This is a genomic window from Acidithiobacillus sp. M4-SHS-6, from assembly GCF_047421495.1.
GTDB lineage: Bacteria > Pseudomonadota > Gammaproteobacteria > Acidithiobacillales > Acidithiobacillaceae > Acidithiobacillus.
The window spans coordinates 2,723,352-2,746,841 of the sequence record NZ_CP175559.1; the positions used below are offsets into that span (position 1 = coordinate 2,723,352).

General features: G+C 57.5%; 16 protein-coding genes and 3 pseudogenes. 12 read left to right on the plus strand and 7 right to left on the minus strand.

Annotation, left to right across the window (positions count from 1 at the left end; genetic code table 11):
• Positions 1 to 30: 30 nt before the first annotated feature.
• The 4 genes from ACJU26_RS14210 to ACJU26_RS14225 are packed head-to-tail and all read right to left on the minus strand — an operon-like array spanning position 31 to position 4,763.
• Positions 31 to 951, minus strand: coding sequence for an efflux RND transporter periplasmic adaptor subunit (locus ACJU26_RS14210; RefSeq protein WP_414040253.1), 921 nt, complete (start codon positions 949 to 951; stop codon positions 31 to 33).
• Entirely contained in the window at positions 948 to 1,148 is a 201-nt protein-coding gene (locus ACJU26_RS14215) for a DUF1656 domain-containing protein (RefSeq protein ID WP_414040254.1), read from the minus strand. Before ACJU26_RS14215 ends, ACJU26_RS14210 begins: the two co-directional genes overlap by 4 nt.
• Positions 1,138 to 3,327: an FUSC family protein gene (locus ACJU26_RS14220; RefSeq protein WP_414040255.1), complete on the minus strand. Its 2,190-nt coding sequence runs from the start codon at positions 3,325 to 3,327 to the stop codon at positions 1,138 to 1,140. The genes ACJU26_RS14215 and ACJU26_RS14220 overlap by 11 nt, the downstream gene beginning before the upstream one ends.
• On the minus strand, positions 3,324 to 4,763 hold the full coding sequence (locus ACJU26_RS14225) for an efflux transporter outer membrane subunit (protein ID WP_414040256.1): 1,440 nt from the start codon (positions 4,761 to 4,763) through the stop codon (positions 3,324 to 3,326). Before ACJU26_RS14225 ends, ACJU26_RS14220 begins: the two co-directional genes overlap by 4 nt.
• 225 nt (positions 4,764 to 4,988) lie before the next feature.
• Between ACJU26_RS14225 and ACJU26_RS14230 the strand changes: the two genes are divergently transcribed.
• Positions 4,989 to 6,521 (plus strand): SulP family inorganic anion transporter, encoded by a 1,533-nt coding sequence (locus ACJU26_RS14230; RefSeq protein WP_414040257.1) that lies wholly within the window; start codon positions 4,989 to 4,991, stop codon positions 6,519 to 6,521.
• Positions 6,522 to 6,524: 3 nt separating this feature from the next.
• Here ACJU26_RS14230 and ACJU26_RS14235 read toward each other — a convergent pair whose 3' ends face one another.
• A complete protein-coding gene (locus ACJU26_RS14235; RefSeq protein WP_414040258.1) occupies positions 6,525 to 7,280 on the minus strand; it encodes an aldehyde dehydrogenase family protein in 756 nt (251 codons plus the stop codon).
• A gap of 142 nt (positions 7,281 to 7,422) precedes the next feature.
• On the opposite strand from ACJU26_RS14235, the gene ACJU26_RS14240 reads away from it, so the two are divergent.
• From ACJU26_RS14240 to ACJU26_RS14250, 3 genes are read left to right on the plus strand one after another with little or no spacing between them, the layout of a single operon-like run.
• On the plus strand, positions 7,423 to 9,753 hold the full coding sequence (locus tag ACJU26_RS14240) for a TonB-dependent receptor (RefSeq protein WP_414040259.1): 2,331 nt from the start codon (positions 7,423 to 7,425) through the stop codon (positions 9,751 to 9,753).
• Between the two features lie 13 nt (positions 9,754 to 9,766).
• Positions 9,767 to 10,561 (plus strand): tetratricopeptide repeat protein, encoded by a 795-nt coding sequence (locus tag ACJU26_RS14245; protein WP_414040260.1) that lies wholly within the window; start codon positions 9,767 to 9,769, stop codon positions 10,559 to 10,561.
• The gene (locus tag ACJU26_RS14250) at positions 10,548 to 12,632 is read left to right on the plus strand and encodes a phosphocholine-specific phospholipase C (RefSeq protein WP_414040261.1); all 2,085 of its coding nucleotides are present in this window, start codon (positions 10,548 to 10,550) and stop codon (positions 12,630 to 12,632) included. Before ACJU26_RS14245 ends, ACJU26_RS14250 begins: the two co-directional genes overlap by 14 nt.
• 16 nt (positions 12,633 to 12,648) lie before the next feature.
• Here ACJU26_RS14250 and sppA read toward each other — a convergent pair whose 3' ends face one another.
• Entirely contained in the window at positions 12,649 to 14,463 is a 1,815-nt protein-coding gene (gene sppA / locus ACJU26_RS14255) for a signal peptide peptidase SppA (protein WP_414040262.1), read from the minus strand.
• Between the two features lie 281 nt (positions 14,464 to 14,744).
• Here sppA and ACJU26_RS14260 point away from each other — a divergent pair.
• A pseudogene (locus ACJU26_RS14260) lies at positions 14,745 to 14,983 on the plus strand (IS1634 family transposase); the annotation flags it as partial.
• A gap of 131 nt (positions 14,984 to 15,114) precedes the next feature.
• On the opposite strand, the pseudogene ACJU26_RS14265 reads toward ACJU26_RS14260, so the two are convergent.
• Positions 15,115 to 15,555 (minus strand): annotated as a pseudogene (locus ACJU26_RS14265) (phage integrase N-terminal SAM-like domain-containing protein); the annotation flags it as partial.
• A 194-nt stretch (positions 15,556 to 15,749) separates the two neighbouring features.
• On the opposite strand from ACJU26_RS14265, the gene ACJU26_RS14270 reads away from it, so the two are divergent.
• The 7 genes and pseudogenes from ACJU26_RS14270 to ACJU26_RS14300 all read left to right on the plus strand — a co-directional run bounded on the left by ACJU26_RS14270 (position 15,750) and on the right by ACJU26_RS14300 (position 23,408).
• Positions 15,750 to 16,454, plus strand: a complete 705-nt coding sequence (locus ACJU26_RS14270; protein WP_414040263.1) for a TIGR02391 family protein — start codon at positions 15,750 to 15,752, stop codon at positions 16,452 to 16,454.
• Between the two features lie 83 nt (positions 16,455 to 16,537).
• On the plus strand, positions 16,538 to 17,845 hold the full coding sequence (locus ACJU26_RS14275; RefSeq protein ID WP_414040264.1) for a hypothetical protein: 1,308 nt from the start codon (positions 16,538 to 16,540) through the stop codon (positions 17,843 to 17,845).
• Positions 17,846 to 17,944: 99 nt separating this feature from the next.
• On the plus strand, positions 17,945 to 18,334 hold the full coding sequence (locus ACJU26_RS14280; RefSeq protein ID WP_414040265.1) for a hypothetical protein: 390 nt from the start codon (positions 17,945 to 17,947) through the stop codon (positions 18,332 to 18,334).
• A 254-nt stretch (positions 18,335 to 18,588) separates the two neighbouring features.
• Positions 18,589 to 18,975 (plus strand): annotated as a pseudogene (locus tag ACJU26_RS14285) (transposase); the annotation flags it as partial.
• A gap of 5 nt (positions 18,976 to 18,980) precedes the next feature.
• Complete coding sequence (locus ACJU26_RS14290; RefSeq protein WP_414040266.1) at positions 18,981 to 22,169, plus strand: helicase-related protein; 3,189 nt, start codon at positions 18,981 to 18,983, stop codon at positions 22,167 to 22,169.
• Positions 22,162 to 22,605, plus strand: coding sequence for a GxxExxY protein (locus ACJU26_RS14295; RefSeq protein WP_414040267.1), 444 nt, complete (start codon positions 22,162 to 22,164; stop codon positions 22,603 to 22,605). Before ACJU26_RS14290 ends, ACJU26_RS14295 begins: the two co-directional genes overlap by 8 nt.
• Positions 22,602 to 23,408 (plus strand): DUF4391 domain-containing protein, encoded by an 807-nt coding sequence (locus tag ACJU26_RS14300; RefSeq protein WP_414040268.1) that lies wholly within the window; start codon positions 22,602 to 22,604, stop codon positions 23,406 to 23,408. The genes ACJU26_RS14295 and ACJU26_RS14300 overlap by 4 nt, the downstream gene beginning before the upstream one ends.
• Positions 23,409 to 23,490 lie beyond the last annotated feature (82 nt).

Below are 23,490 nucleotides of genomic sequence, written 5' to 3' on the forward strand. Positions count from 1 at the left end.
CTCCAGGCTTGCGTCGTCACAAAGGCTCCTTTACGGGGCCTTTCTCATAAGCACCTGCTTCCCGGCTTGTGGCTTCTGCCGAGATTGTTGCGCGTTTTGTTCGATGCGCACGGAGCAAATCATTCCCGCCACCAGGGGAAAGTTTTTCGGCTTTTCCAGTAAACGAATCCGCACCGGGATTCGGGAGGGTAAACGTACCCAGTTGAAGCTTGCCCGCACCTTTGCCTGCAGTCTCTCACCCGTCTGACTTTCCCGGTCGGCAATGGCCGGAGCGATGCTTTCCACGATTCCGGGCACCGTCCGATGGGTCCCCAACAGGGTGATACGGGCAGGCTCGCCAAGGTGAATACCATGCAGACGGGTCTGCTCAAAATACGCATCGACCCAGTAGGAGTTGGCTTCCACCAGGGCCAGCAAGGCCTTGCCTTGCTGGGCATAGTCTCCCGCCCGCAAACGCAGGTGGGTAATCGTCCCGGCAACCGGTGCGCGAACTTCCGTCCTCGACAAGTTATATTCTGCCAGACGCACAGCGGCCTGGGCGGCCCGCAGTTGTGCTTCTGCCACTTTTACCGCCAGCAGGGCATCGGTGCGGGCCTCGGCGGAAACGGCGGCGGCGGGGAGGTCCGCCCGCCGGGCTGCCTGCTCACGACGCAGGGCCAGCTGGGTGCTGGCTTCGGCAAGGGCTGCCCGCGCCTTGGCAAGTGCCAGCCGATAGCGTTTCTGATTGATCCGAAACAACAAGGCTCCCGCCGGGACGGACTCGTTATCCTTGACGAAAACCTGGGTAACCCGACCACTGACATCGCCATTGATCTGGACAATCTGCGCCTGTACCACGGCATCCCGCGTCCACGGACGATCCATATAGGCATGCCATAAACGCCAGCCCAAATATACCGCAAGGGCCAGTACCAGAAGGGTCAAGAGCACGCGCAGCAAGCGGCGGATCATCCATATACTCCCAGGGCGAGAGCCGTGAAAATGATCACGAAAAGAGACAGGCGAAACAACGCCGGATGCCATACCCAACGATCCAGATTCCAGCGACTGCTCCATTTATCCAAAAGAAGATAGAGCACTACACTGAGCGCCAGTATGGGCAAAAGCGTAGGCACCAGGGCACCAAAAATGGCGATTTCAACGGGCATGAGGAGGCTCCTCCTCCACCGCCGCCCCGGAAAGTCTCCGCGACACACTGGCAATGACATGCACATAGACCTGAAACAAGGCATTGGGAGGTAAAATCGGGTGCAGGGCCGGATCGACCTTTTCTTCCGGCAATTTTGCCACCGCATCCAGAATGGCCCGGACCCGCGCCCAATATTCTGCCGTCGCAGGGATCTCAGGACTTTGCTGAATGATCCGCAGCAGGGGTGCCAGATACTGTTCCTGATAGCGCTGCAAGGGGTGTTCCCAGTCGGTCTGCATACTCAGTAAGATGCGTAGCTGCAGGATGGCCTCCGCCAACTCGTTGAGGCGCATGGCCTCGCGCAGCGCCTCAACGTCCCGGGTTTGCTGCGGCGCCAGATCCGCAGCCAGAAGACGCAGGTATTCGCGGCTTTCAAACTCGAACTGGCTGCGCAGATCAGGTAACGCCTTATCGCTCGCAACCCGGACAACCCAATTGTGTAAACGCATCAGTAGCCGGCGACGCTCCCAGCCGTTACCGACGGGAAAGACCAAAAAAAAGGCGATCCCCACCAGGAAGATGGCGAGAAGTTCGGCAACCCCGGTATTGAGCATCTGCGTATAGGAAAATGCCTGATCATTGGCAGGAATCGCCAGCTGCGGGAAAAATATCCCGAAACCGGCAGCGACGCGCGTCCAGCGGGTGCGCGTCAACAGCCATGGAGGTATCAGAAAAAACGGCAGCAACACCAGTGCCAGCAAGGTAAAACCTTGTACTCTGGGTAGCAATTCCAGGCTGAAAACCAGTGCCGCCAGAAAAGCGCCGACAGCGCCGAAACCCATCTGGCGAACGGCAGACAGCGGGTTGGGAAAGGTGGAAAACAGGGCACTGAAGATCGTTGCCATGATCAAGGCCAAAGGTCCGGATGGCCAGTCCTCCTGCAGCCAAAAAAACGCAACGGCAGCCAAAACCAGCATACTGCGCAGGGCCGCGCTAAGAGGCTGCACAATCTCCGTCGGCTGGCGATCGAAGTACGCCTTACTCGAACCCGGCTGCATCCGCCCGGTCGTCAGCGGTAAAGACGACCCCACCGGCTCTAGATTCGGGTTCTGAAAGCGATCGTAACTGGCGAGATAACGCAGCATCTCGACCAAAAAGCGGGTAAGGAGGAGAATCAGGCTGTCCAGAGCCAATGCCTGGGACTGGCTCAGGGAAGCGCGTAATTCGCGACGCATCGCCTGCAGTTGACCAACGACGCGCTCCAGTACTTTCTGTACCGGCATATGGATGGGGATTGCCTTCGTCTGTTGCAGTGTGCTTTGTAGCTGTTCGAAATCCTCTCGTAACTGGTCCGTCAGTTCCTTCATTCGGTCATATAACGGCGCAAGACCAGGGCGCTGCATCCGCCTGATATGGCTATTCAGCAGATGCAAAGCCCCAGAGGCATCCATCATGTCGGCGATCATTTGCCGGGTTAGTTCGTCCTGGCGACGACTCTGCGCATTTTCAAACAGGCTGCTGGAACGATAACTATCCAACTGCAACGTCTCCTGGATGGCTTCCAGATGCAGGACGATCCAGTCCGCCCGAGGCACGCCGCCATCGAGAACCCGCAGGGTATTCTGCAAAAAATGCTGGAGTCGTCTCTGTGCGGTCTGCCGCAACAAGTGTTCCAGAGATTGCGGGAAAACCACCGCACTGATGACCGAGGCTACCACGATCCCGAGCATGACGTCACTGAGACGCGCCACCCAGATATAAAAGGCGTGACTGGGATCCAGGGCGGCAGGCACACCCACCAGGGCTGCCGTATAACCAGCCAGCACAAAAGCATAGGCCTGAAAATTCCGAAAATAGCGGGCCCCAGCCGTACAGAAGCCCACCCAGAGCGCGAGACCCGCCAAAAAGCCAAAACGCGCATCGGGGAAAGCCGCCACCAGCAACAGGGCCACCACACTGCCGACTATGGTGCCAATGGCCCGATAAAAACTCTTGGACAAAACCATGCCATTGCGTGACTGCATGACAATGAATACGGTAATGACCACGGTGCCGGGGGAGTCCAGCTGAAAGCGATAGGCCAGCCACAGCCCCAGAAGCGCGGCCAAGGCCGTCTTCCCCCAGAAGAGCCAGTCTGGCACATTGTGCTGCCAGAAGCCTTGCCAGTTTTGGCGGGCTGCAAGCGCCACCGGATTCATGGCGTCTGCCGATGCATTGACCAGGTATCAGGGATCACCCGTCCTCCCAGGGCCGCGTACAAATTGATCAGGGATTGTCGGGCACGCGCATTTAGCCGCGTTTGTTGCAGCTGGTTATCGATAAGCGTGAGTTTCACCTCCAGCTCGGGCAGGGCATTACTGAGTCCAGCTTGATAGCGCTGCTGCTGCAGACGTTCCTGGCGCTGCAGGAGCTGGTCGCGCCGATTCAGACTGGCGCGCTCCTGACCGGCAGCTTGTAAATCGGTCAAAGCCGCCGTGACCTGTTGCAAGGCATGCAGGAGACTCTGCTGATATTGCGCCAAGGTCAGATGATAATCGGCCTGGGCGGCGTCAAATTTTCCCCGGAGACGGCCGCCGGTAAAAAGCGGCAAACTGAAGGCAGGCCCGACTCCGGCCTGCAGGGAACCCGGGTGCAAAAAGGTAAACAATCCTCCGGCCGCCGCCAAACCACCCGCAAAAGCGACAATATTCACATTGGGATAATAGGCGTCACGCGCCACATGGATGGCTTCCGCGGCGGCCTCGATGGCACTGCGATGGGCCAGAACATCCGGACGTCCAGCAATCCATTCCGCGGGAATCTGCCTGGGGATCTGCCAGCCTGACACGGGCATATGGAGGGGTGTAGCTGTCAAGACCTTGGGCAAACGTGTGCCCACGCCGCACAGCACAGCCAGAGCCTGGCGATTTTTACGGGCTTTGGCCTGCTGCACAGCGATTTCTTCCTGCAGGCTGGAGATACGCTGCGCATCGATCAAGGCAACCAGGGAGTCGACCAGACCATGTTGGTAGCGCTCTTTCTCGATCTCCTGAATCTGCAACAATAGTGTCCGTTCCTCGCGCAACTGCCCAAGGAGGGTATCGTCAGCGGTAACCGCCAGCATCTGCTGCAGGACTGCATTCTCTACCAGTAAAACAGCCGCTCGGCGGCGCTGCTCCGCCAAACCCAGACGATATTTGGCCTCCTCCGCACGCGCCCGTTCTTGTCCCCCAAGATCCAGATTATAAGAAAAATCCAGCTTCAGGGCGTTATTCCAGGAGGATTCACCCGCGTAAGGTGGCAGATAAAACTGGTTTTTGGTCCATTGACTGATACCCACCTGACCGCTTGTCTGGATTTGGGGTAAAAGCTGAGCGCCGGCCTGGCGCAAATCCGCCGTCGCCAGACGCACACGCGCCTCGGCTGCGGCCAGATCGGGATTTTTAGCCAGGGCGAGGCGCAGAATTTTTTGTTCCGAGGGATTCAGCAAGGATCGCCACCAATCGGACTTTGCCGGCGTGGTGGATTGACCCGTCACCAGCCCATGGCTGAGCCGCAGGTCTTCGATCTTGCCGGGTGCCGCCAAATGCGGCATCTGGGGAGCACAGCCCGTGAGCATCAACAATGCCCAAGCCACCAAATACCCACGTCGCAAGCGTTCTACTCCCAGCCATACGCAACATCCATTTGCGCTGCCGAGATTACAGGTTCGGCACGATCCCGGCAACACAGGCATCAGACTATGCAGGCGGGTGCGGGGAATTTTACAACCCCCGTGGCCATAGTTTCGGCCATCACGACACCGGCTGCTTGAATATAAGCAGATCCGTAAGCTAGTATTTTCAGACAAGCCTTCAAGCGCCTTTCCCAGAGACAGCCTATGAATCTTTCGCCCCTCAAAAACCTGCATGCGGATGTGCCTGCTGCCGTGGTGGTGGCTCTGGTCGCCATGCCCCTCTGCCTCGGAGTCGCATTGGCCTCGGGAACACCCCTGATAGCGGGTTTGATCGCTGGCATCATGGGCGGGGTACTGGTGCCCCTCTTCAGTCGCTCGTCTCTGGCCGTCAGTGGCCCTACCCCGGCTATTGTCGCCACCCTGCTGGTGGCCATGGAAAGCCTGCACAGCTTTCCGGCATTATTGCTCGCCGTCGTCATCGCCGGAGGTATCCAGATCATTCTGGCGCTGTTCCGCGCGGGAGTCATTGCCTATTTTTTCCCCTCCGCAGTGATCCAGGGCATTTTATCGGCCATCGGCATCATCATCATTCTCAAGCAGTTTCCTTACGCCATGGGCTTTGACATTGGCGAATTTGGCAACCAGGATTTTTGGGACGGTCATGGGGAAAACACCTTCAGCGCCATACTGTCGGCATTGGCCCATGTCGAGTGGGGAGCGCTGCTGGTCAGTATCCTGGCCTTGTCCATCCTGATCCTCTGGGACAATGTCGCGGTTCTGCGCAAGCAAACCTGGCTTTCCGGGCCACTGATGGCGGTGGTATTGGGGACTTTTTTGAACATGTTTTTCGTCCATTTCCTGCCGGGACTGGCCATAAGCAATCTGGTCAATCTGCCGGTAATACGTTCCCTGGCCGATTTACAGGGCATGCTGCAATTGCCGGATTGGGGAATGATTGGCTCCAAAACCGTATGGATCACCGCCATCGCCATCACGTTCATTGCCAGTCTGGAAAGCCTGCTGTCCATTGAAGCCTCTGACAAGCTCGATCCTTTCAAAAGACGGACCCCCCTCGATCGCGAACTGCTGGGACAAGGGGTTGCCAATATGGCCAGCGGACTGATCGGTGGACTTCCGGTTGCGGCGGTCATTGTGCGCAGCACCGCCAACGTCGCCGCTGGCGCCCATACCAAAGCCAGCGCCTTTTTGCATGGGATATTCCTGCTGCTGGCCGTGCTGTTTCTGGCCAGCTTGATGAACCGCATCCCCCTGGCAGCCCTGGCCGCCATTCTGATTTTTGTGGGCTTCAAACTGACCCATCCGAACATTTTCAGGAAAATGTTCCATCTGGATAAGTCCCAGTATTTACCCTTTCTCATCACCATCATCGCCATTCTTTTCACCAGTCTGATTACTGGTGTGGTGATTGGTCTGCTCACCGGGATCTTCTTCGTGCTCAAGGCGAATTATCACAGCGCCATAGAAATTGGCCGGGAGGGAAGCGCTTACAAAATTTCCCTGAACCGGGAAGTCACCTTCATCAACAAGGCCCGCCTCTCCCATATCCTGGAAAGGCTACCCAGGGACGCGGAAGTGATTCTGGATGGCAAGAAGGTACACTTCATCGATCATGACGTGCTGGAAGTCATCCGCGATTTCGAACGGGCAGCCGTTCTCAAAAACATTCAGTTACGGGAGCAGAATTTCGACACTCCCGTACTCAAGGCCCCCGTCTGAGCTTTACAGGCGGCCTTGCGCCAGCAACTGGGCGTTTCCGCCTGCGGCCGTGGTATTGATGCTCACCGCCTGTTCCGCAACCATGCGCAGCAAGTAATGGGGTCCGCCGGCCTTGGGTCCGGTGCCGCTTAATCCTTCCCCCCCAAAAGGCTGTACGCCCACCACCGCACCAATCATATTGCGATTGACATAGACATTGCCGCAGCGGGAACGCGCGGCAATGTGCGCCGCCCGGCCATCAATCCGGGTCTGCACGCCCAGGGTCAACCCAAATCCCAGAGCGTTGAGAGCATCTATCAAGGCGTCTATTTGCCCGGCTTTCCAGGTGACCGCCTGCAACACCGGGCCAAACACTTCCTCCCGGACCTGACTGACATGAGTGATGACATAGGCACAGGGGGCGATAAAATGCAGATCCCGCTGTTGATCGTCCCGCATGGTCAGGGCCAGGGACGTATCCGCGCCCTGGGCATTTTCCAGCAAAGCGGTCGGCCAGGCACAACGGGCCAGCAATTTACCACCGCCCTGCTCTATCCGGCCAATTTGTTCCACGAGATGGGACCGGGCTACGGCTGCAATGACTGGGTCCAGCCGGGATTCCCTACCAGCCCGCACTGGGAAAGGCAGAACATGGACATAGTCGTTGTTAGCGACCGTGACAGCGTGGTCGATGGAACGAGACACATCGGCGTGGGCCAGCAGGGGCACTCCCGTGAGGATGGCGCTGATCAGGAGAGATACGCGGTGTTTGGGCTGCAAACCAGGACATTACAAACGGTTGCGCCTAATTGCAAGGTATTTATAATAAAAATTGAATAAAAATGAAATATTAGATTCATAATACTGTCACATTACCGTGATACCTTTCTTGGATGATTCCTTGATATCGCCGAGAAGCTCCATGAATAAAAAAATCCTGATTTCAGCCATTGCCGCCTCCGCACTGGCCCAATATGCCATGCCCTCAACCTGCGAAGCCGAGACAAATAATGCAAGTCAGCCATCGGTAAATGTTGGCGAGGTGAACAGCTCGGCGTCGTCTGCAACAACAAACAAATACGATAAAAAGACCGCGCCTCTCCATCAGACCCTGACCAATCAGCAGGTCTTCAAGTCGACTCAATCGGTCGTTACCCTGACGCCGGAAAACAAGAAAATGATCAGTCCCAACTCCGGGGCGGCGGAATTGCTGGCCACTGCCCCCGGAGTGCATATCATGAGTGAAAATCCCCAGAACGGCTCCGGGCGATACAATGTCACCATCAATGGGATGGGCGTCGGCTGGTGGAGCGGCAACACCTATCGCAATCAGATCAGCGTGTTGTTCGATGGTATTCCCATGAACAACCAGATCACCAACGACGGGCAGTGGAATTCCAGTCAGATTCCCCTGCTGACCATGATTCACGGAGTAAATGTGGTTTACGGCCCCGGCAACCCGCAGACCCGCTGGTACGATAGCATGGGGGGCACCATCAACTTCGTGCCATTGCAACCAACGGCCCGGTTCAATGCCAAAGCCAACCTCTCCTTTGGGAGCTACGGTAGCAAGACGGCGAGCTTTTCCCTGAACACGGGCGCGTTTCATGGCTGGTCGACGGTACTGGCTGGCGGCTATACGGCGGCCGACTCCTTTTTCCAGGGGCCGAGCACCTGGCCCCAGCACTCCTGGGCGGTTTATCTGAAGACGGCGCATCCGTTTACCAATGGGCTGTTCACCTTGGGGTTCTACTATGAAAAATCCAACGCCACCCACAGTCTCGAGGTTCCGGTTACTCCCATTCCCGGTTACACGGTCAATGGTTATGGCAAGCCCGGCCAGTTATTGAGCCAGCAGACCAGCGGTTTTTACTATGTTCCGTCCGCCGATCTCTGGTACAAGGACGATATCGTGGATTCGTGGATTCTGTATTCGCAACAGCTCTTCGATCTGGGTGGTGGCTGGCACTTGAAAAATACTCCCTGGTACCGCCATGCCTATCGCTTGCATCAAGCCTACTTCAATTATGGGGCAACAAATTATAACCCCGAATCCGCTGAGCATTATGCGCCAACCAACAACTCCTTCGGGGATCGGCTCGATGTGACCCTACATTCCCATTACAATGACGTCGCGCTGGGCGGCTGGTTGTCGTACCAGCAATACAATACCAACGAGGAGCTTTGGAATCCCTTTCTGGGGACTTCCCAAGAAAACCCCTATATCTACAACAATGTCGAAATAAACAGTCTCTTCAGTAATCTGTTTGCTCAGGATACGGTGAAATTGTTCTCCGGGCGGCTGCGGATCACCCCTGGCTTGGCCCTGGCGGGGTTCTACACATCCATGAGTGATCTGGTCAATCCGGATACCAAGGCCTTGTACCTCACGGCAACTCCGGGCGCGAAAACCAACTTTACCCGCCTGGAGCCCTCTGTTGGAGTAAACTATCTACTGACGAAAAATATTTCTGCCTATGCCAATTACAGCACAACGTACCAGAATGAAACCGATCTGGCCTATGGCGCTTATTTGCAGAAGATCAAGATCAACCCGGCGGATATTCCCATTACCAAGGCCGAGGACTATGAGGTGGGCGTCCGGTATCATGACCGGGCCTTGAATGCCGGAATCAATTACTACCATGACTACCTGACCAATTTGCTCAACGGTGTCGCCGGATCGGTAACGCAATTCAATGCGTCGGGGTATAACCTGGGAAACGCGGTGTATCAGGGGGTCAATGTTTATGTCAAATGGAAACCCATCTGGCAACTCTATCTCTATGGATCGGCCAACGTACAGCATTCTTATTACACCAGTGACCGCAATAACAGCGGCCTATCCTTTGATGGGAAAAGTTTGGCGGGGATTCCGCACTATTCCTTCAATGTCTCCCTGTCTTACAAGATCCGGGTGCCGGGAGGGCTCCTGGAGCCGACCGTTACCGACCAATATTCCGGTGGGCAAACCCTCTATGACAGCGTCTCCGGCGGCCCGACTAACCAGACCATCAACGCCTACAATCTGGTGAATCTGGCGGCGAGTTACAAGACCGTAGCGCTGAACCATGTGATCCCGGGGGTAAAGGAAACCTCGTTTACCCTTGGCTTCTATAACCTGTTGAATCGGAAGTATGAATCCAATATTTATTTAGCCACCGGCGGCTACAATCCCAAGGAGCAGCCTTCGCTCTTCGCCTATGCCGGCGCACCGCTGCAGGTGTTTGGTGGCGTCAGTGTCAAGTTCTGATGGGGGATGAAAGATGCGACAACTTGGTACCGTCGGTTTTCTAGTAACCTTTTGTGTCGTTTTGGGGTTCGCCCCAGCCCATGCCGCCGCCCAGCGCTGGACCGGCTCCCTCGCTCAAGCGTCGGCGGCTTGCCTACATGGGGATGCGGCGGCCTTGTCGGCCATTCGGCAAAGCGCCCAAGGGGGCAGCTATGATGGCATAGAAGCCATGGCAGCCTACTGGGTCTGCAAATCGGACCCGGCCCAGGCCAAGCCCTGGCTGGCAAAGGCCAGCGGGATGGGCAGCGGCTGGGCGAGTCAGATTCTTGCCCAGTATTTGCGGACTGAGAAACCTTCGGCTGCCAACACCCAGGAACAGATCAAATATCTCACCCGGGCGGCCCTTCAAGGCAACGCCTGGGCGGCCCGGGAGTTGGGAGTCCTCTATCTGAACGGTTCCATTGGCTTGGCGGCCGACCCCGCCAAGGCGTCCTATTGGGCGCGTTATGCCGAGGACGTGAAGGAAATCGTTCCCGACGTTTTCTATTTGGCCGAGAGTTATGCCAAGGGCTGGGGGGTTCCCAAGAACCAGGAGAAGGCCAAGGCGCTCTACGCCGAGACCTTCACCACCCTGCGGCAGGCGGTGGCGCAGGGTGATCCCTATGCCGACATGCTGTTTTATCTGGCCTACAGCAAGGGTTATGGGGTTGAGAAGAATCCGGAAAAGGCCCTGCACTGGTTACAGCAAGCGGCCCACAAAGGCTATCCCGAAGCGGTGGCCGCCCTGAAATCCTTGGCGAGTGGAGGAAAATCCCATGACGTACAGTAAAAACGGTTATAGTCGCCGCGACTTTCTCAAATCCCTGGCCATGGCCGGTGCCGTGGCCTCGACCCTGCCCTGGTCCATTCAGCGGGCCCTGGCCACCCCGGCGTATTCGGCCAGCGGCAGTATCGAGGATGTGGAACACATCGTCATCTTCATGCAGGAAAACCGTTCTTTCGATCATTATTTCGGCCATTTGTCGGGCGTGCGAGGTTATAATGACCGCTTTCCGCTACCCATACCCGGTGACCGGAATATCTGGGCACAGCCGCGCCTGGCCGATGCCGGCGCCGTCATCCTGCCCTATCACCTCAACACCCTGACCAGCTCGGCGCAGGTGATCGGGGATCTCGATCATAGCTGGTACAGTACCCACGCGGCCAATGCCGGCGGCCTCTTCAATGCCTGGCCCCTGGCCAAGACCGACCGGACCATGGGCTATTATCTACGGGAGGACATTCCCTACCATTATGCCCTGGCCGACGCCTTCACCGTCTGCGATCATTATTTCTGCTCCCTGGCCGGTCCCACCCATCCCAATCGCGCCTACCAATGGACCGGCATGGTGGACCCTTCCGGCAAGGAGGGCGGGCCGCTGATCAACAACGACGACTATATTACCGATCCCAAGAATTTCCCGCCGGTCTCCTGGCCCACCTATCCCGAGCGCCTGCAAAAGGCAGGGATCTCCTGGCAGGTCTATCAGGAAGGTACCAGCCTGAGCCTGGAGAAACCCTTCGAGGGCAATTATGGGGACAATCCCCTGCAGATGTTCCGTCAATATGTGGATGCCGCCAATGACTCTCCCTTGCGGAAGCGGGGGATTTCGGTGCGCGGCCTGCGGCGGTTTCGGGAAGATGTGCTCCAGGACCGGCTACCCCAGGTATCCTGGATCGTCGCCCCGGCGGCCTATACGGAGCATCCCTCCTACGCTCCCGCCTATGGCGCGGTCTATATCGCCCGGGTGTTGGCGGCGCTGACCGCCAATCCCAAGGTCTGGTCCCGCACGGCCTTGTTCCTGAATTACGATGAGAATGACGGCCTTTTCGATCATCTCATCCCACCCCAACCGCCCACCCCCCTTCGTCCGGGAAAGAGTACCGTCAGTACGGCTGGAGAGGTGCATGACGTGGTCAATCCCCGCCAGGCCCCGCTCGTCATCCCCGACGACCTCCCCTATGGCATGGGGCCCAGGGTACCGATGATCGTCATTTCCCCCTGGAGCCGGGGCGGCAGGGTCTGTTCCGAGGTGTTTGATCACACCTCGGTGCTCCGCTTCGTGGAAAAACGCTTCGGTGTCTCGGAACCCAACATCACGCCCTGGCGTCGCGCCGTGGCCGGTGATTTGACTTCTGCCTTCGACTTTTCCCGAGCCGATCTGCGCAGCTATTTTCTGCCCAGTACAGCCAACAATTTTGCCATGGTGAAACAGGAAGTGGCACAGTTGCCCCTGCCTCAAGTGCCCGCGCAGGGCTCCCAGGACGGGATCACTCCCCAGGAAGCCGGTCAACGCCCGGCACTGCCCATCGACTATCGGCAGACGTTGCAAATCCATGCCGACTCCCGGGGCTACCGGATCCATTGCCAGAATCCTTCCAGCCTGGGGGTATGCTGTTGGGCCTTCTGGGATGGCAGCACGACGCTCCCGCAGCGTTATACCATCGGTAAGGAGCATTCCCTTGAAGACCATGTGGCCTGGCCCAGCGATGTCCCGGCGGCCATGACGGTCTATGGTTCCAACGGCTTCATCCGCAAGTTGCGGGGGCAGGGGCAAAGTCATTTGCTGGTCACCGAGCAGTATCTGGCCAATGGCGATTTGCGCCTCGTCTTGCGCAACCTTGCCCAGGGATATCAAGGGGTTCAAATTCGAGATATGGCTTATGGAACGGAACCCCGCAGCCTGCGCCTGGGTCCCGGCGAGACGAAGGCCCTGGATTTCCCGCTGTCTGCCAGCGACCAATGGTACGACCTGGAGATCGAGGATCAGACCCATACTTGGCGTCTAGCGGGTCATGTGGAAACGGGCCGGATCAGCAAGACGGACCCGGCCAACAAGGCACCCGTCTTGCAACTCTGAGATCGAGTCCTGTTTTTCAGGAAAGCTTGGGGGCGATGGGCAAATAGGCAAAGACCCCGTAGGGGCGGGAGAAGTCCAGCAGCAGCCGGACCTGACTGAGAGCCCTCTCGCTCCCTTGGGGGAGGGAGGGGGCCAGACTCGCCAAGGCCCAGGAATGCAGTTGGGCAAAGGGGGATACTCCTTCGGGGCGGGGCAGGTAATCCAACTGGTAATGGCCGCTTTGCAGATGGGCGAGTTGGGCCACGGCTTTTTCAGCCTCGGCCATGCCGCCCAGACCATCCACCAAACCCAAGTGATAGGCATCGACACCACTCCAGGCGCGGCCCTGGGAGTCTTTCTCCACCTGCGCCAGAGGCAGGTGCCGAGCCTTGGCCACCAGTTCCACGAAATGGCCATAGATGTGGTTCACCACCGCCTGGAAGGCCTGTTGCTCGGGTTTACCCAGAGGCGCGTAGGGTGAGATGGAGGGGGCGTTGGGCACGCTGCTGACGCCGGAATAGCCAATGCCCAGCTTCTGCAGCAAACCGGAGAAGTCGGGGAAGAGCACGAAAACGCCGATGTCGGCGGTGATGGTAGTAGGCTCGGTATAAATCCGGTCAGCGGCAGTAGAGAGCCAGTAAGCGCCTGAAGCCCCCAGAGTACCCATGCTTACCACCACGGGCTTGCCTGCTTCGCGCAGGCGGACGATGGCCCGGCGGATGGCATTGGCGGCATTGACGTCGCCGCCGGGGCTGTTGACCTGCAGGATGACGGCCTTGACCTCGTCGTCATGGCGTAGCCGGTCCAGTTGGCGGACCGTCGGTCCCGAGGCTACCAGCCCTGGCTCTTCGTTGTTGCCGGGGACGAGCATGCCATCGATGGGTACCACGGCGATCTCCGGTCCATGCTCATGCTCTTGCTCTGCAAAACTCCGGTAATATCGGCGATAGCTGATGGTATGCAGCTTGCTGGGTTTTTCTCCCATGGCCTTGGCCACGGCATTACGGAAATCCTCGGCATCGCCCAGTTGGGTAACCAATTTCTGGCTGACCGCCAATTGGGCGGCACTACCCTGATATTGCTGCAGAAGCTGCGGTAACTGGCTGACATAGTTCTGCAAGTCGCTGGCCGAGATGCCGCGACCCTTGCTGATGGCCTGTTCATAGGACTGCCACCAGGTGGCCAGCCAGGCCCGATTTTCTTCCTGGGCCGCCGCCGACATGTCCGTACGGGTCAGGGGTTCGACCGCAGACTTGTATTTGCCTTGGCGGAAAGCCGATACCGTCACCCCGATTTTGTCGAGCAAGTCTTTAAAATACAGATTATGATTGGAGAAGGACGTCAGTAGAGCCATGCCCAGTGGCGGCAAAAAGACCTCATTGGCCTGAGCCGCCAGTACATAGTTGCCATTGGAGTACTCGGGAGCATAGGCGTAAACGAGTTTGCCCTGGGCACGAAAATGCTGCAGAGCCTGAGCAACGCCGAGCAACTGGGTCAGGCTGCCGCCGTTGAATTTGCTCAAGTCCAGGGCGAGGACGCGAATATGCGGGTCTTTGGCCGCATGGTCGATGGTTTCGACCAGATGGCGGAGCAGTATGGTATTTTGACCGGGATGGATTTTCTGCAGCAGGTGGCTTTCCCAGGAATTGCTGCGGCTGTAGACCAGGCTTCCCTGAGGTTCCAGCCAGAGCACCGCTTTCTGGGGTACGGAAATCATTTGGTTGGCGAAATAGCCAATGAGGCCGACGATAATGGCCGCCAGCACCACCAAGGTCAGCAGATTGAGTACACCCAGTCGAATCCAGTGCAGCAACCTTCCCAGCCAGATAAAGGGCAAAAAGAGAAAACGCATGTTTCAGACTCCGCTGGATACCCTTTCAAGTCGTTGTTTTTCAGCCTAGCAGAGGCAGCGGCTCGGGGCAAATCTCCGGCTCTTCCGAATCGTTCAGAATTTCCCGAAACTGCGGGAGCTCCGAGTTCGACAGTTCATCGGCAAAAAAACATCAATTTCGTAATGCCGCACCAGCATTCATAGGGGTTTCAGCGCCTATTTTCTAAAAACGCTGTGGTGGCACGTTTTATCATTTATTATCTTTTTATTGACATGCCTATGAACGCTGATAACGTGGCGGCATGCATGTGAAAATCCCACCTCCGGCAGCCGCCGCTATGTTCAGCTTGTGGAGTCCTACCGGGATGATACCGGCAAGGTCAAAAAGCGGACGGTCGCCACGCTGGGACGACTGGATCAGGTCGATGGTCAGTTGCAGGCCGTGATTCAAGGCCTGATGAAAGTCAGCGGGCAGACGCTGCCAGCGATGGCTCCTCCGCCCACCATCGCGTTTGGGATCCAGAGGATGAGCGGCTCTATCGGGAGTTGCAGCGCTGAGGCTGCTGGGGTGACACCCCTGCCGTAAGGGGAAATCCTCCCGCCAAGCGTCCAGGGGACTCCGCACCCCCTTGCCCTCCAGCTTGCGCACATGGGTATGGATCATCGTCGTGCTCACGTCCTTGTGGCCCAGCAACTCCTGTACCGTCCGGATTCGAAATCCACGTCCCGTACCCGCAGCCGCACGCACTCCATCGAGCGCATCCCCGTCCCATCCAGCAGGCCCATGGCCAGCCCCACTGTTCCCCGCACCCGCGCGAGCAGCAACTGCACCTCCGCCACCGTCAACACCACCGGCAAGCGCTCCGGCCGCCGCGCCCGCCTCAGGCCGTTCAACCAGGGTAACGGCCTTCCCAACACCTCCCGATACAGGAAAAGGAGGGCCGCCAATGCCTGATTCCGCGTGGACGCCGCCACCTGGCCCTCCACCGCCAGGCAGGGAAGGAACGCCTCCCCATCCCCAGCACCCAACTCGGTCGGATGACGCTTGCCGTGGAAAAGGATGAATCGCTTGACCCAGCCCAGATACGCCTCCTCCGTGCGCAGGCGGTAATGCTTCGCACGGGTGCGGTCGCCGACCTAGTCCAGCAACTTGGGTTTGCCCGGTATGGTGGAGTCGCTGGTCTTGATCGGGTGCATGATCCGTGATCGGTCCGTTATGGCGAAGGCCGTCGTTGACGGCCGTCCATATTGCGCACTAGACTGGCGCGGTACAAGGCTAGTAGTTGGGCCAACAAGACGGAGAGAATATGACAATCAATCGATCATTGTTGACTTCTCTTCAGCAGTATCAGAAGACGCATGACAAGGCTGTTCAGCTATTCGGTCTCTTTGAAGACGCTGAACCACCCGAGCTGCTGAGAGTGCAACAAGAACTTGGTGAGCTTGCTACACAGTTAGTTGAGGGCGCAGGGCTTGAATGGGGGCAGTGTGGAAGTCTCGGGAGACATTTAAATTTTCTTTCCTATTATCTAAAGCGGAATGATAAGGAAGGTTGCTCTGCGGACATCAAGGATGTTCTTTTTTATGACCTTCCAGCGACCCTGCGCAGCCTTATTGCAGGGGCTACCGAAGAGCAATACCTAGATGAAAAGTTGAGGGATGCCGTTTATCCGTTACTGGATGGCAGCCACTATGATTCCGCGATTAGAAAAACATTTGTTGTACTGACTAATCGTCTTCGTCGAGCCTTTGGAATAAATGATGAGGTTGATGGAGAGGACTTAGTTAATTATGTTTTTGGCAAGGGCGGTAAGATACCTGTCGCGTTGGGCGATTCAAAGAAACAGGCACTCCGCAATCTAATTAGCGGATTTTACGGCGTGTATCGAAATCGGTATGCACACAATGACAGTGAGGCGGATTTTGCGGACGCACGAGCCATTATTGAAATGGCCAATCAGATCTTGTGTGAAATAGAGGCTGTTGCAGATGCATCGGCAAAAGAGGCCTAACCACCCCATCAAGCCGACGCTCATTTCGCTGCGCTCCATTCGCGCGGTTTTTTTCAGCAGCCTCCTAGACATCGGAGCACGCTTTGTCTGAACACAAACTTGAGGCAGGGAAACGGCTAATTCGAGGGCTCATCGAATTGGGCGCAACCCTTGGCTATCACGTGGAAAAGGAGTTTCCAGTTGAGCAAACACGCCACCGGACACCACCCGCTGTCGACGTTGCGTGGTTTACCGAGAAAGGGCAAGTTGTCCCGCTCTTTATTTTTGAGGTGGAAAGTAGAGCGACCAACGCAATGACCAATAACCCACTAAAGGTATTTGCGCAGGAAACAAGGCGATTCGAAAAGCCACTTTTCTTCTTTCAGGTAATTGGCTCTCACGCTGATGAGTCGTCTAGAGTTGGCAACCTTGAGAGACAGTACGGCACGTACAACTACCGCATCTACGTCATCGGCGAAAATAAAGGAAACGAGCTTATAAAGGATGTTCTTGGGCAGCATCGCCGAATTCGGAATGGCATTGACTACGTTGGGCTCTATAGTGTCTTGTCCACGGAGTGGCGTGAGAACGTCGATATATATCAGGCTTTAAGGGATGCGTTTGATGTGGGCTTGTCCCCAGCGTTGCGCTTGCCAGCGTATGTGCAATTGGCCCTCTCAGATAGTCGAATGGTTCGTGAACTGAGGATGGCGCTTCCAATTGAGGCGGATGAAAGGTGGCCTTCCATAGACTCGCTGCCGTCTTACCTGGGAGAGTCATGGGGTGTCCCGATACTGTGCGCGATGATGGTTGCATGGGCGGATACTGAGGCGGAGGCCAAACGTTGGAATGAAGAATTGATGCGCTGGCAGGACTCGTCCGCGTATTTGCCCATGATTACGGCGAGCTTTGGTCTGTCGTGGGACTATGACCAGTTTCTTATTGGCGTGGCAGCACCCCTAGTTGCATTATGTTGCGCATTAGCGAGCGAGAAAGCTGCGTTCTTGGAATCGCTATGCGATGTCCTATCCGAAATTCTTTCAAGGCTACACGGCAGCTGGTATGCGTTACACACAGCATGTTGGCTGGCACACATCTCGGCGCGTTTTGAGCTGGAAAAGCATTTCGTAGCAGCCCGGAACTCAATCAATGAGCTTGGCGGCATTGAAGAAAGCATCTTGTATTGCCCACCCTCCATCATTTCCACCGAAATCGCGGAAGACGAAGCGTTTCCGACAGTAAGTAAATCGCTTTGCCCCGAGCTCGAGGAGTTCCGGACAAGGGCGCTACGCATGATCAATCCGGTGCATCCAGAGCGTGTAGCGCTCAATGCGTTGGCTAGTGACTCATATCTGTACGAATGGGCCGAGGACCTTGTTGGCGCGCTCTGGAACAACTGCAAATATGGCTAACAAGCCGTCAACTCGGGCAGCCAAAAGCTACGCTCCTTCGTCGCTCCGCTTTCGGCTGCCGGTTATGGGCGGCGTTAGATACCAAGAACCGAGGCCTAAATGGACGATGTTGGTATTAGAAAATATGTATTACCTAAAGATAAAGCGGCTGCTAATTCGGTGGTTGAGCGCGTTTACCTTGCGGTAGAGAAACTTTGCACTGGTCAAGGGGATGTGAGGAAACGTCTTGAGACGGCAGTTCTGACTTTACTGCCTCTTCAGGTTTGCGAGTTTCCTGAATGTGTGCAGGAAGACTTTTACTGGATCATTCGTGAATCAACGAAGTACAAGTCCGAATACCCACAGTTTCAAGGTGATCTGGAAGCAACGATGAGGCACATTCGAAATTCGACAGGTCAGAAAATCGCACAACGAATATTTCATATCTATTCATCAATCCAAAACATTAGAGGCTTTCCGCTCCTTGAATATCGTGGACATGACGAGTAAGCATTTAGCCCGTCAGTCGAGAGGTACGCGCCGCCTACAGCTTCGCGTCACCGAACGGAGTCGGCGAAGAGCACTAGCCGCGAGATTAGGCACCAGGGGGAAATATGATCATCAACCGTAACCGTTCGGGTCTGATGCCTAATCTCGCGGTCCCTTCGTGTATCACCCTCCCCGGTGTCAGGATAGTTGTCGCCTCTGTAAAATGGGGTAAGGCAAGGACCGGGGGGTGGAAAGAGACGGAAAGATAAGGGGGGTATTCGGCGGAGCGGAAGGCGGCTGTGCTGGGTAAGCTGTTGTCACCCCGGAGTTTGTCGGTGAGGGAATTGGCCCCGGAGGAAGGTATTTCCGACGTCACCCTGTATCATTGGCGCCAACAAGCCATGGCGAGGGGCGAGATGGGGGTAGAGGAGAAGAAGGCGCCGGAGACTCGATCCGGGGAGGCGAAGTTGGCGGTGGTCGTGGAAGTTGCCCAGCTGCCCCCGGTGGAGTTGAGCCAGTATTGCCGGGAAAGGGGCCTGTATCCCGAGCAGGTCAAGGCCTGGCGGCAAACCGCAGGACAGCAGACGGCGTCGCAGCGGCGGCAGGAAGAAGCGGTGCAGGCCCGCGCGGACAAGCAGCGCATCCGTGAGCTGGAGCGGGAGCGACCATGAAACTGGTCCACAACACAGGCACAGACCGAGTCATCGATCTGATGCGCCCGCATCTCCAGCGCGGTAGTCAGCTTGGCCTTGTCTCACCCTCGTTCTCCCTTTTTGCGTTCGCTGAACTGCGCGACGTGCTGGCCGGGCTGGAGAAGGTCCAGTTGATCCTGCCGCCCGATGATGAGGGGCTGGGGTTCCTCGGCGGGGAAGGCGACCGGGCTGCGCGCAATCGCTTGCAGGCCCGTTGGTTGGCAAACCAATGCGCGAAGTGGATCGGCGACAAGGTGGAGCTGCGGCGGGCATTGGGGCCGGTGCCCCAAGGTGCGGTGGTCATGCGCAACGCCCAAGCGACTCCCGAGCAGGTGGTTCTGGGCTCCTTCGCTTTCAGCACCGATGGCCTCGGACTGACTCCCGGAAACCCCTTGAGCCTGATCCATGCGTCCGAGTCAGCCGATGAGGCAAGCCAACTCGCCCGTTGGTTCGATCAGCAATGGACGGCCTTGCGCCCCCAGCCCGATACGCGCGCGGCGTTGATTCAAGCCCTGCAGGCCATTGGCCAGCACCGCGACCCATACACCCTCTACACGCTCATCCTGCATTACCTATTTGGTGACAGCGGCGACGAAATGGACGAGGAGCGCATCGTCAAGTCCGCCACGGGCATCCGTAACACCGTGGTGTGGAAGAAACTGTTCAAGTTCCAACGCGACGGTGTGGTGGGCGCCATCGACAAGCTGAACCGCTTCGGCGGCTGCATCATTGCCGACAGCGTCGGCCTCGGCAAGACCTTCGAGGCCCTGGCGATCATCAAGTACCACGAGCTGCGCAACGACCGTGTGCTGGTGTTGGCGCCCAAGCGCCTGCGCGACAACTGGACGCTCTACAAGGCCAACGACAAACGAAACATTCTCGCGGCCGACCGCTTCAACTACGACGTCCTGAACCACACTGACCTTTCGCGCGACGGTGGGACATCCGGCGACATTGATCTGTCGCATGTCAACTGGGGCAACTACGACCTGGTGGTGATCGACGAGTCGCACAACTTCCGCAACAAGGCCACGCACAAGGGGAAAGAGTCTCGGTATGACCGCCTGATGCGCCGAATCATCAAGGAAGGGGTCAAGACGCGCGTCCTGATGCTGTCGGCCACGCCCGTAAATAACCGCTTGGCCGACCTGCGCAACCAGATCGCTTTCGTCACGGAGGGCGACGACACCGCCTTGCTGGAACACGGCATCGCCAGCATCGAGGCGACCACCCGCAAGGCGCAGACCCAGTTCAACCGCTGGTTGAACCTCGACGAGTCTGAGAAGACACCGGCGAAGCTGGTCGAGATGCTGGGCTTTGATTACTTCACTTTGCTTGACCACCTCACCATCGCCCGCTCGCGCAGGCACATCGAGAAGTACTACGGCACCAGTGAGACGGGGCGCTTCCCGGATCGCCTGCCACCGATCAATATCAAGGCGGACGTAGATCGCGCCGGCGAGTTCCGCAGCATCCGGGACATCAACCTGGAGATCCGGCGACTCAATCTGGCCAGCTATGCCCCGCTGCGCTACCTCCTGCCCCACAAGCAGGCCGCCTATGACGCGAAGTACAGCACGCAGATCCGCGGCGGCGAAAGTTTCTTCCGCCAGGTGGATCGCGAAGAGAGCCTGATCCATCTCCTGCGCGTCAACGTGCTCAAGCGCATGGAAAGTGCGGTGTCCTCGTTCACGCTGACCGTTCAGCGGCAACTGAAGGATGTGGAGGCCACGCTGGCGCATATCGAAGCGCACGCCCACGACGTCGAAGAAATCGACATTGCCGATGTCGACATCGATGATCCTGAGTTCGAGACCTTGCTGGTCGGACGCAAGGTCAAGGTGCTGCTCGGCGACGTGGACCTGATTCGCTGGAAGCAGGATCTGATCGAAGATCGCAACCGGCTGGCCACGCTGCTGGCGGCGGCCAAACAGGTCGATGCCGCACGCGACGCGAAGCTCGCGAAACTGCGCGAAATGATCGAGCACAAATGCCGCAACCCCATCAACTCGGGTAACCGCAAGATTATCGTTTTCACCGCCTTTGCCGACACCGCCCAGTATCTCTATGCGCAACTGGCCCCCTGGGCCAAAAGTACGCTGAGCATTGATGCCGCGCTGGTGACAGGCAGCGCTGGTATCCAGACCACGCTTCCCGGCCTGCGCAAGAACATGGGTAGCGTTCTGTCTGCGTTTGCGCCACGCGCCAAAGAGCGACCGGCGGAGCTTGCAGCGGAAGGCGAACTGGACCTGCTCTTCGCCACCGACTGCATCTCCGAAGGCCAGAACCTGCAGGACTGCGACTGGCTCATCAACTACGACATCCACTGGAACCCGGTGCGCATCATCCAGCGCTTTGGTCGGATCGACCGCATCGGCTCGCCCAACCAGAGCATCCAACTGGTGAACTTTTGGCCCAACATGGAGCTGGAGGAGTACATCAACCTGGAGCAGCGGGTGAGCGGCCGCATGGTGCTGCTCGACGTCTCCGCCACCGGTGAGGAAAACCTCATCGAGCAACAGTCCGGCGACCCGATGAACGATCTGGAGTACCGGCGCAAGCAGCTGCTCAAGTTGCAGGACACGGTCATCGATCTGGAAGACCTCTCCACCGGCGTATCCATTACCGACCTCACGCTCACCGACTTCCGTATCGATCTGGCCCAGTACCTCAAGGCGCACCCCGGCAAGCTGGACCACCATCCATTGGGGGCCTACGCGGTCACCACCAGCATCGACGCCGATATCCCGCCCGGCGTCATCTTCTGCCTGCGTGCCGAGGGCCCGGCAGCGCACAAAGCCAAGGAATCGGACTACCCCCTGGCGCCCCATTACCTCGTCCATGTCGGCGACGACGGAGCCGTATTGCTGCCCTACACCCAGGCAAAACGTATTCTCGACCAGCTCAAGCGCTTGGCCCTCGGGCGTGAACTACCCGACGCCGGCGCCTGCGCTCGCTTCGACAAGGCCACCAAGCACGGCGAAGACATGCGCCATGCGCAAAAGCTGCTCTCGGCAGCTGTAGCGTCGGTTGTCGGCAAGAACGAGGAACGGGCAGTGGCCAGCCTGTTCTCGCCGGGCGGTACCCACGCCATCAAGGGTGAGTTCGCGGGGAGCAACGACTTTGAGGTATTGGCGTTCATGATGTTGCTGGCTGATGAGTGATCCGCAGATGACGCAGATGGGCGCAGATGTTCCAAAGCGGGATGAGCAGACCTATGCAGTCATTGGTGCGGCGATGGCTGTTCATGGTGAATTGGGGCATGGCTTCCTTGAAGCGGTCTATCAGGAAGCACTGGAGAGAGAACTCATCGAGCGTGGAATTCCATGCGCCCGGGAGTATCCCCTGCCGATTCATTACCGGGGCAAACCCCTTGCCACCACCTATCGCGCCGATTTTTTGTGTTTTGGTGAGATCATCGTTGAACTCAAGGCATTACAAAAATTGTCAGGGCTTGAGGAAGCCCAAGTCATAAATTACTTGAAGGCATCTGGCCTGTACCGCGCATTACTTTTCAACTTCGGCTCACTACGCCTTGAGCATAGGCGACTTGTCTTTAATCTGCGCTCATCAGCGCGATCTGCGGATAAAAAACCATGAGACCGGACGACATCATCCTGTCGCTTGGTTTGCCCGATGGCTGCCGGGTCGATCAGCGCGTGCCGAAGAAGCTGCTTTTGGAAAACGGCGCACCCACGGCGGCAGACAAGCGCCTGATCAACGAGGGTGTTGAAGAAATCCAGTGGGTGGCCGCGCTCAAGCCGAACACCATCGGCGTATCCGACTACCGCGACGACTTGCGTGAGTACCTGGAGATTGCCGTACTCACCGTGACGCTGCGCGCCACGGATGACAAACCGGCGAAAGTCGCCCGCCTCGCCGAACTCGTGCATCGCGCGGTACCGTACCCGGTGCTTCTGCTGCTGATGTCAGGGCAACACATGACATTGTCGCTCGCGCACAAGCGCTGGGCCCAGAACGAGGCGGGCAAGATCGTGCTGGATGGTAATCCACAGATAGCGCAGATGGGTGCAGATAAAAGTAAGGAACATTATGGCATTCCTCTGCGTGAATCCGCGTCGTCTGTGGATCAGTTCTTCTTGGACAGCTTGGCATTGAGCAAGCAGCCTCGCGCCACATTGCACGCCCTCTATCAGGGCTGGATGGACAGCATACAGGCCTTGCTGGCGGCAAGGTTGACGGGCACGTTCAAGACCGCGGACAATCCGGAACAAGCCGTTGCCCGTCGCCAAGCCCTGCAGGAATGCCAGCGGCTGGAACTTGAGGCGACCCGCTTGCGCACGCAGGCCGCCAAGGAAAAACAACTGGCGCGGCAGGTGGAACTGAACCTCGCGCTCAAGCGCGTGCAGGCCCAACTGGCCGCAGCGCGCCAACAGCTATGAACTTTCCGCAGATGACGCAGATGGACGCAGATAAGAGCGAAACCGTAATTTGTATTTCATTTGCGAAACCTGCGTCATCGGC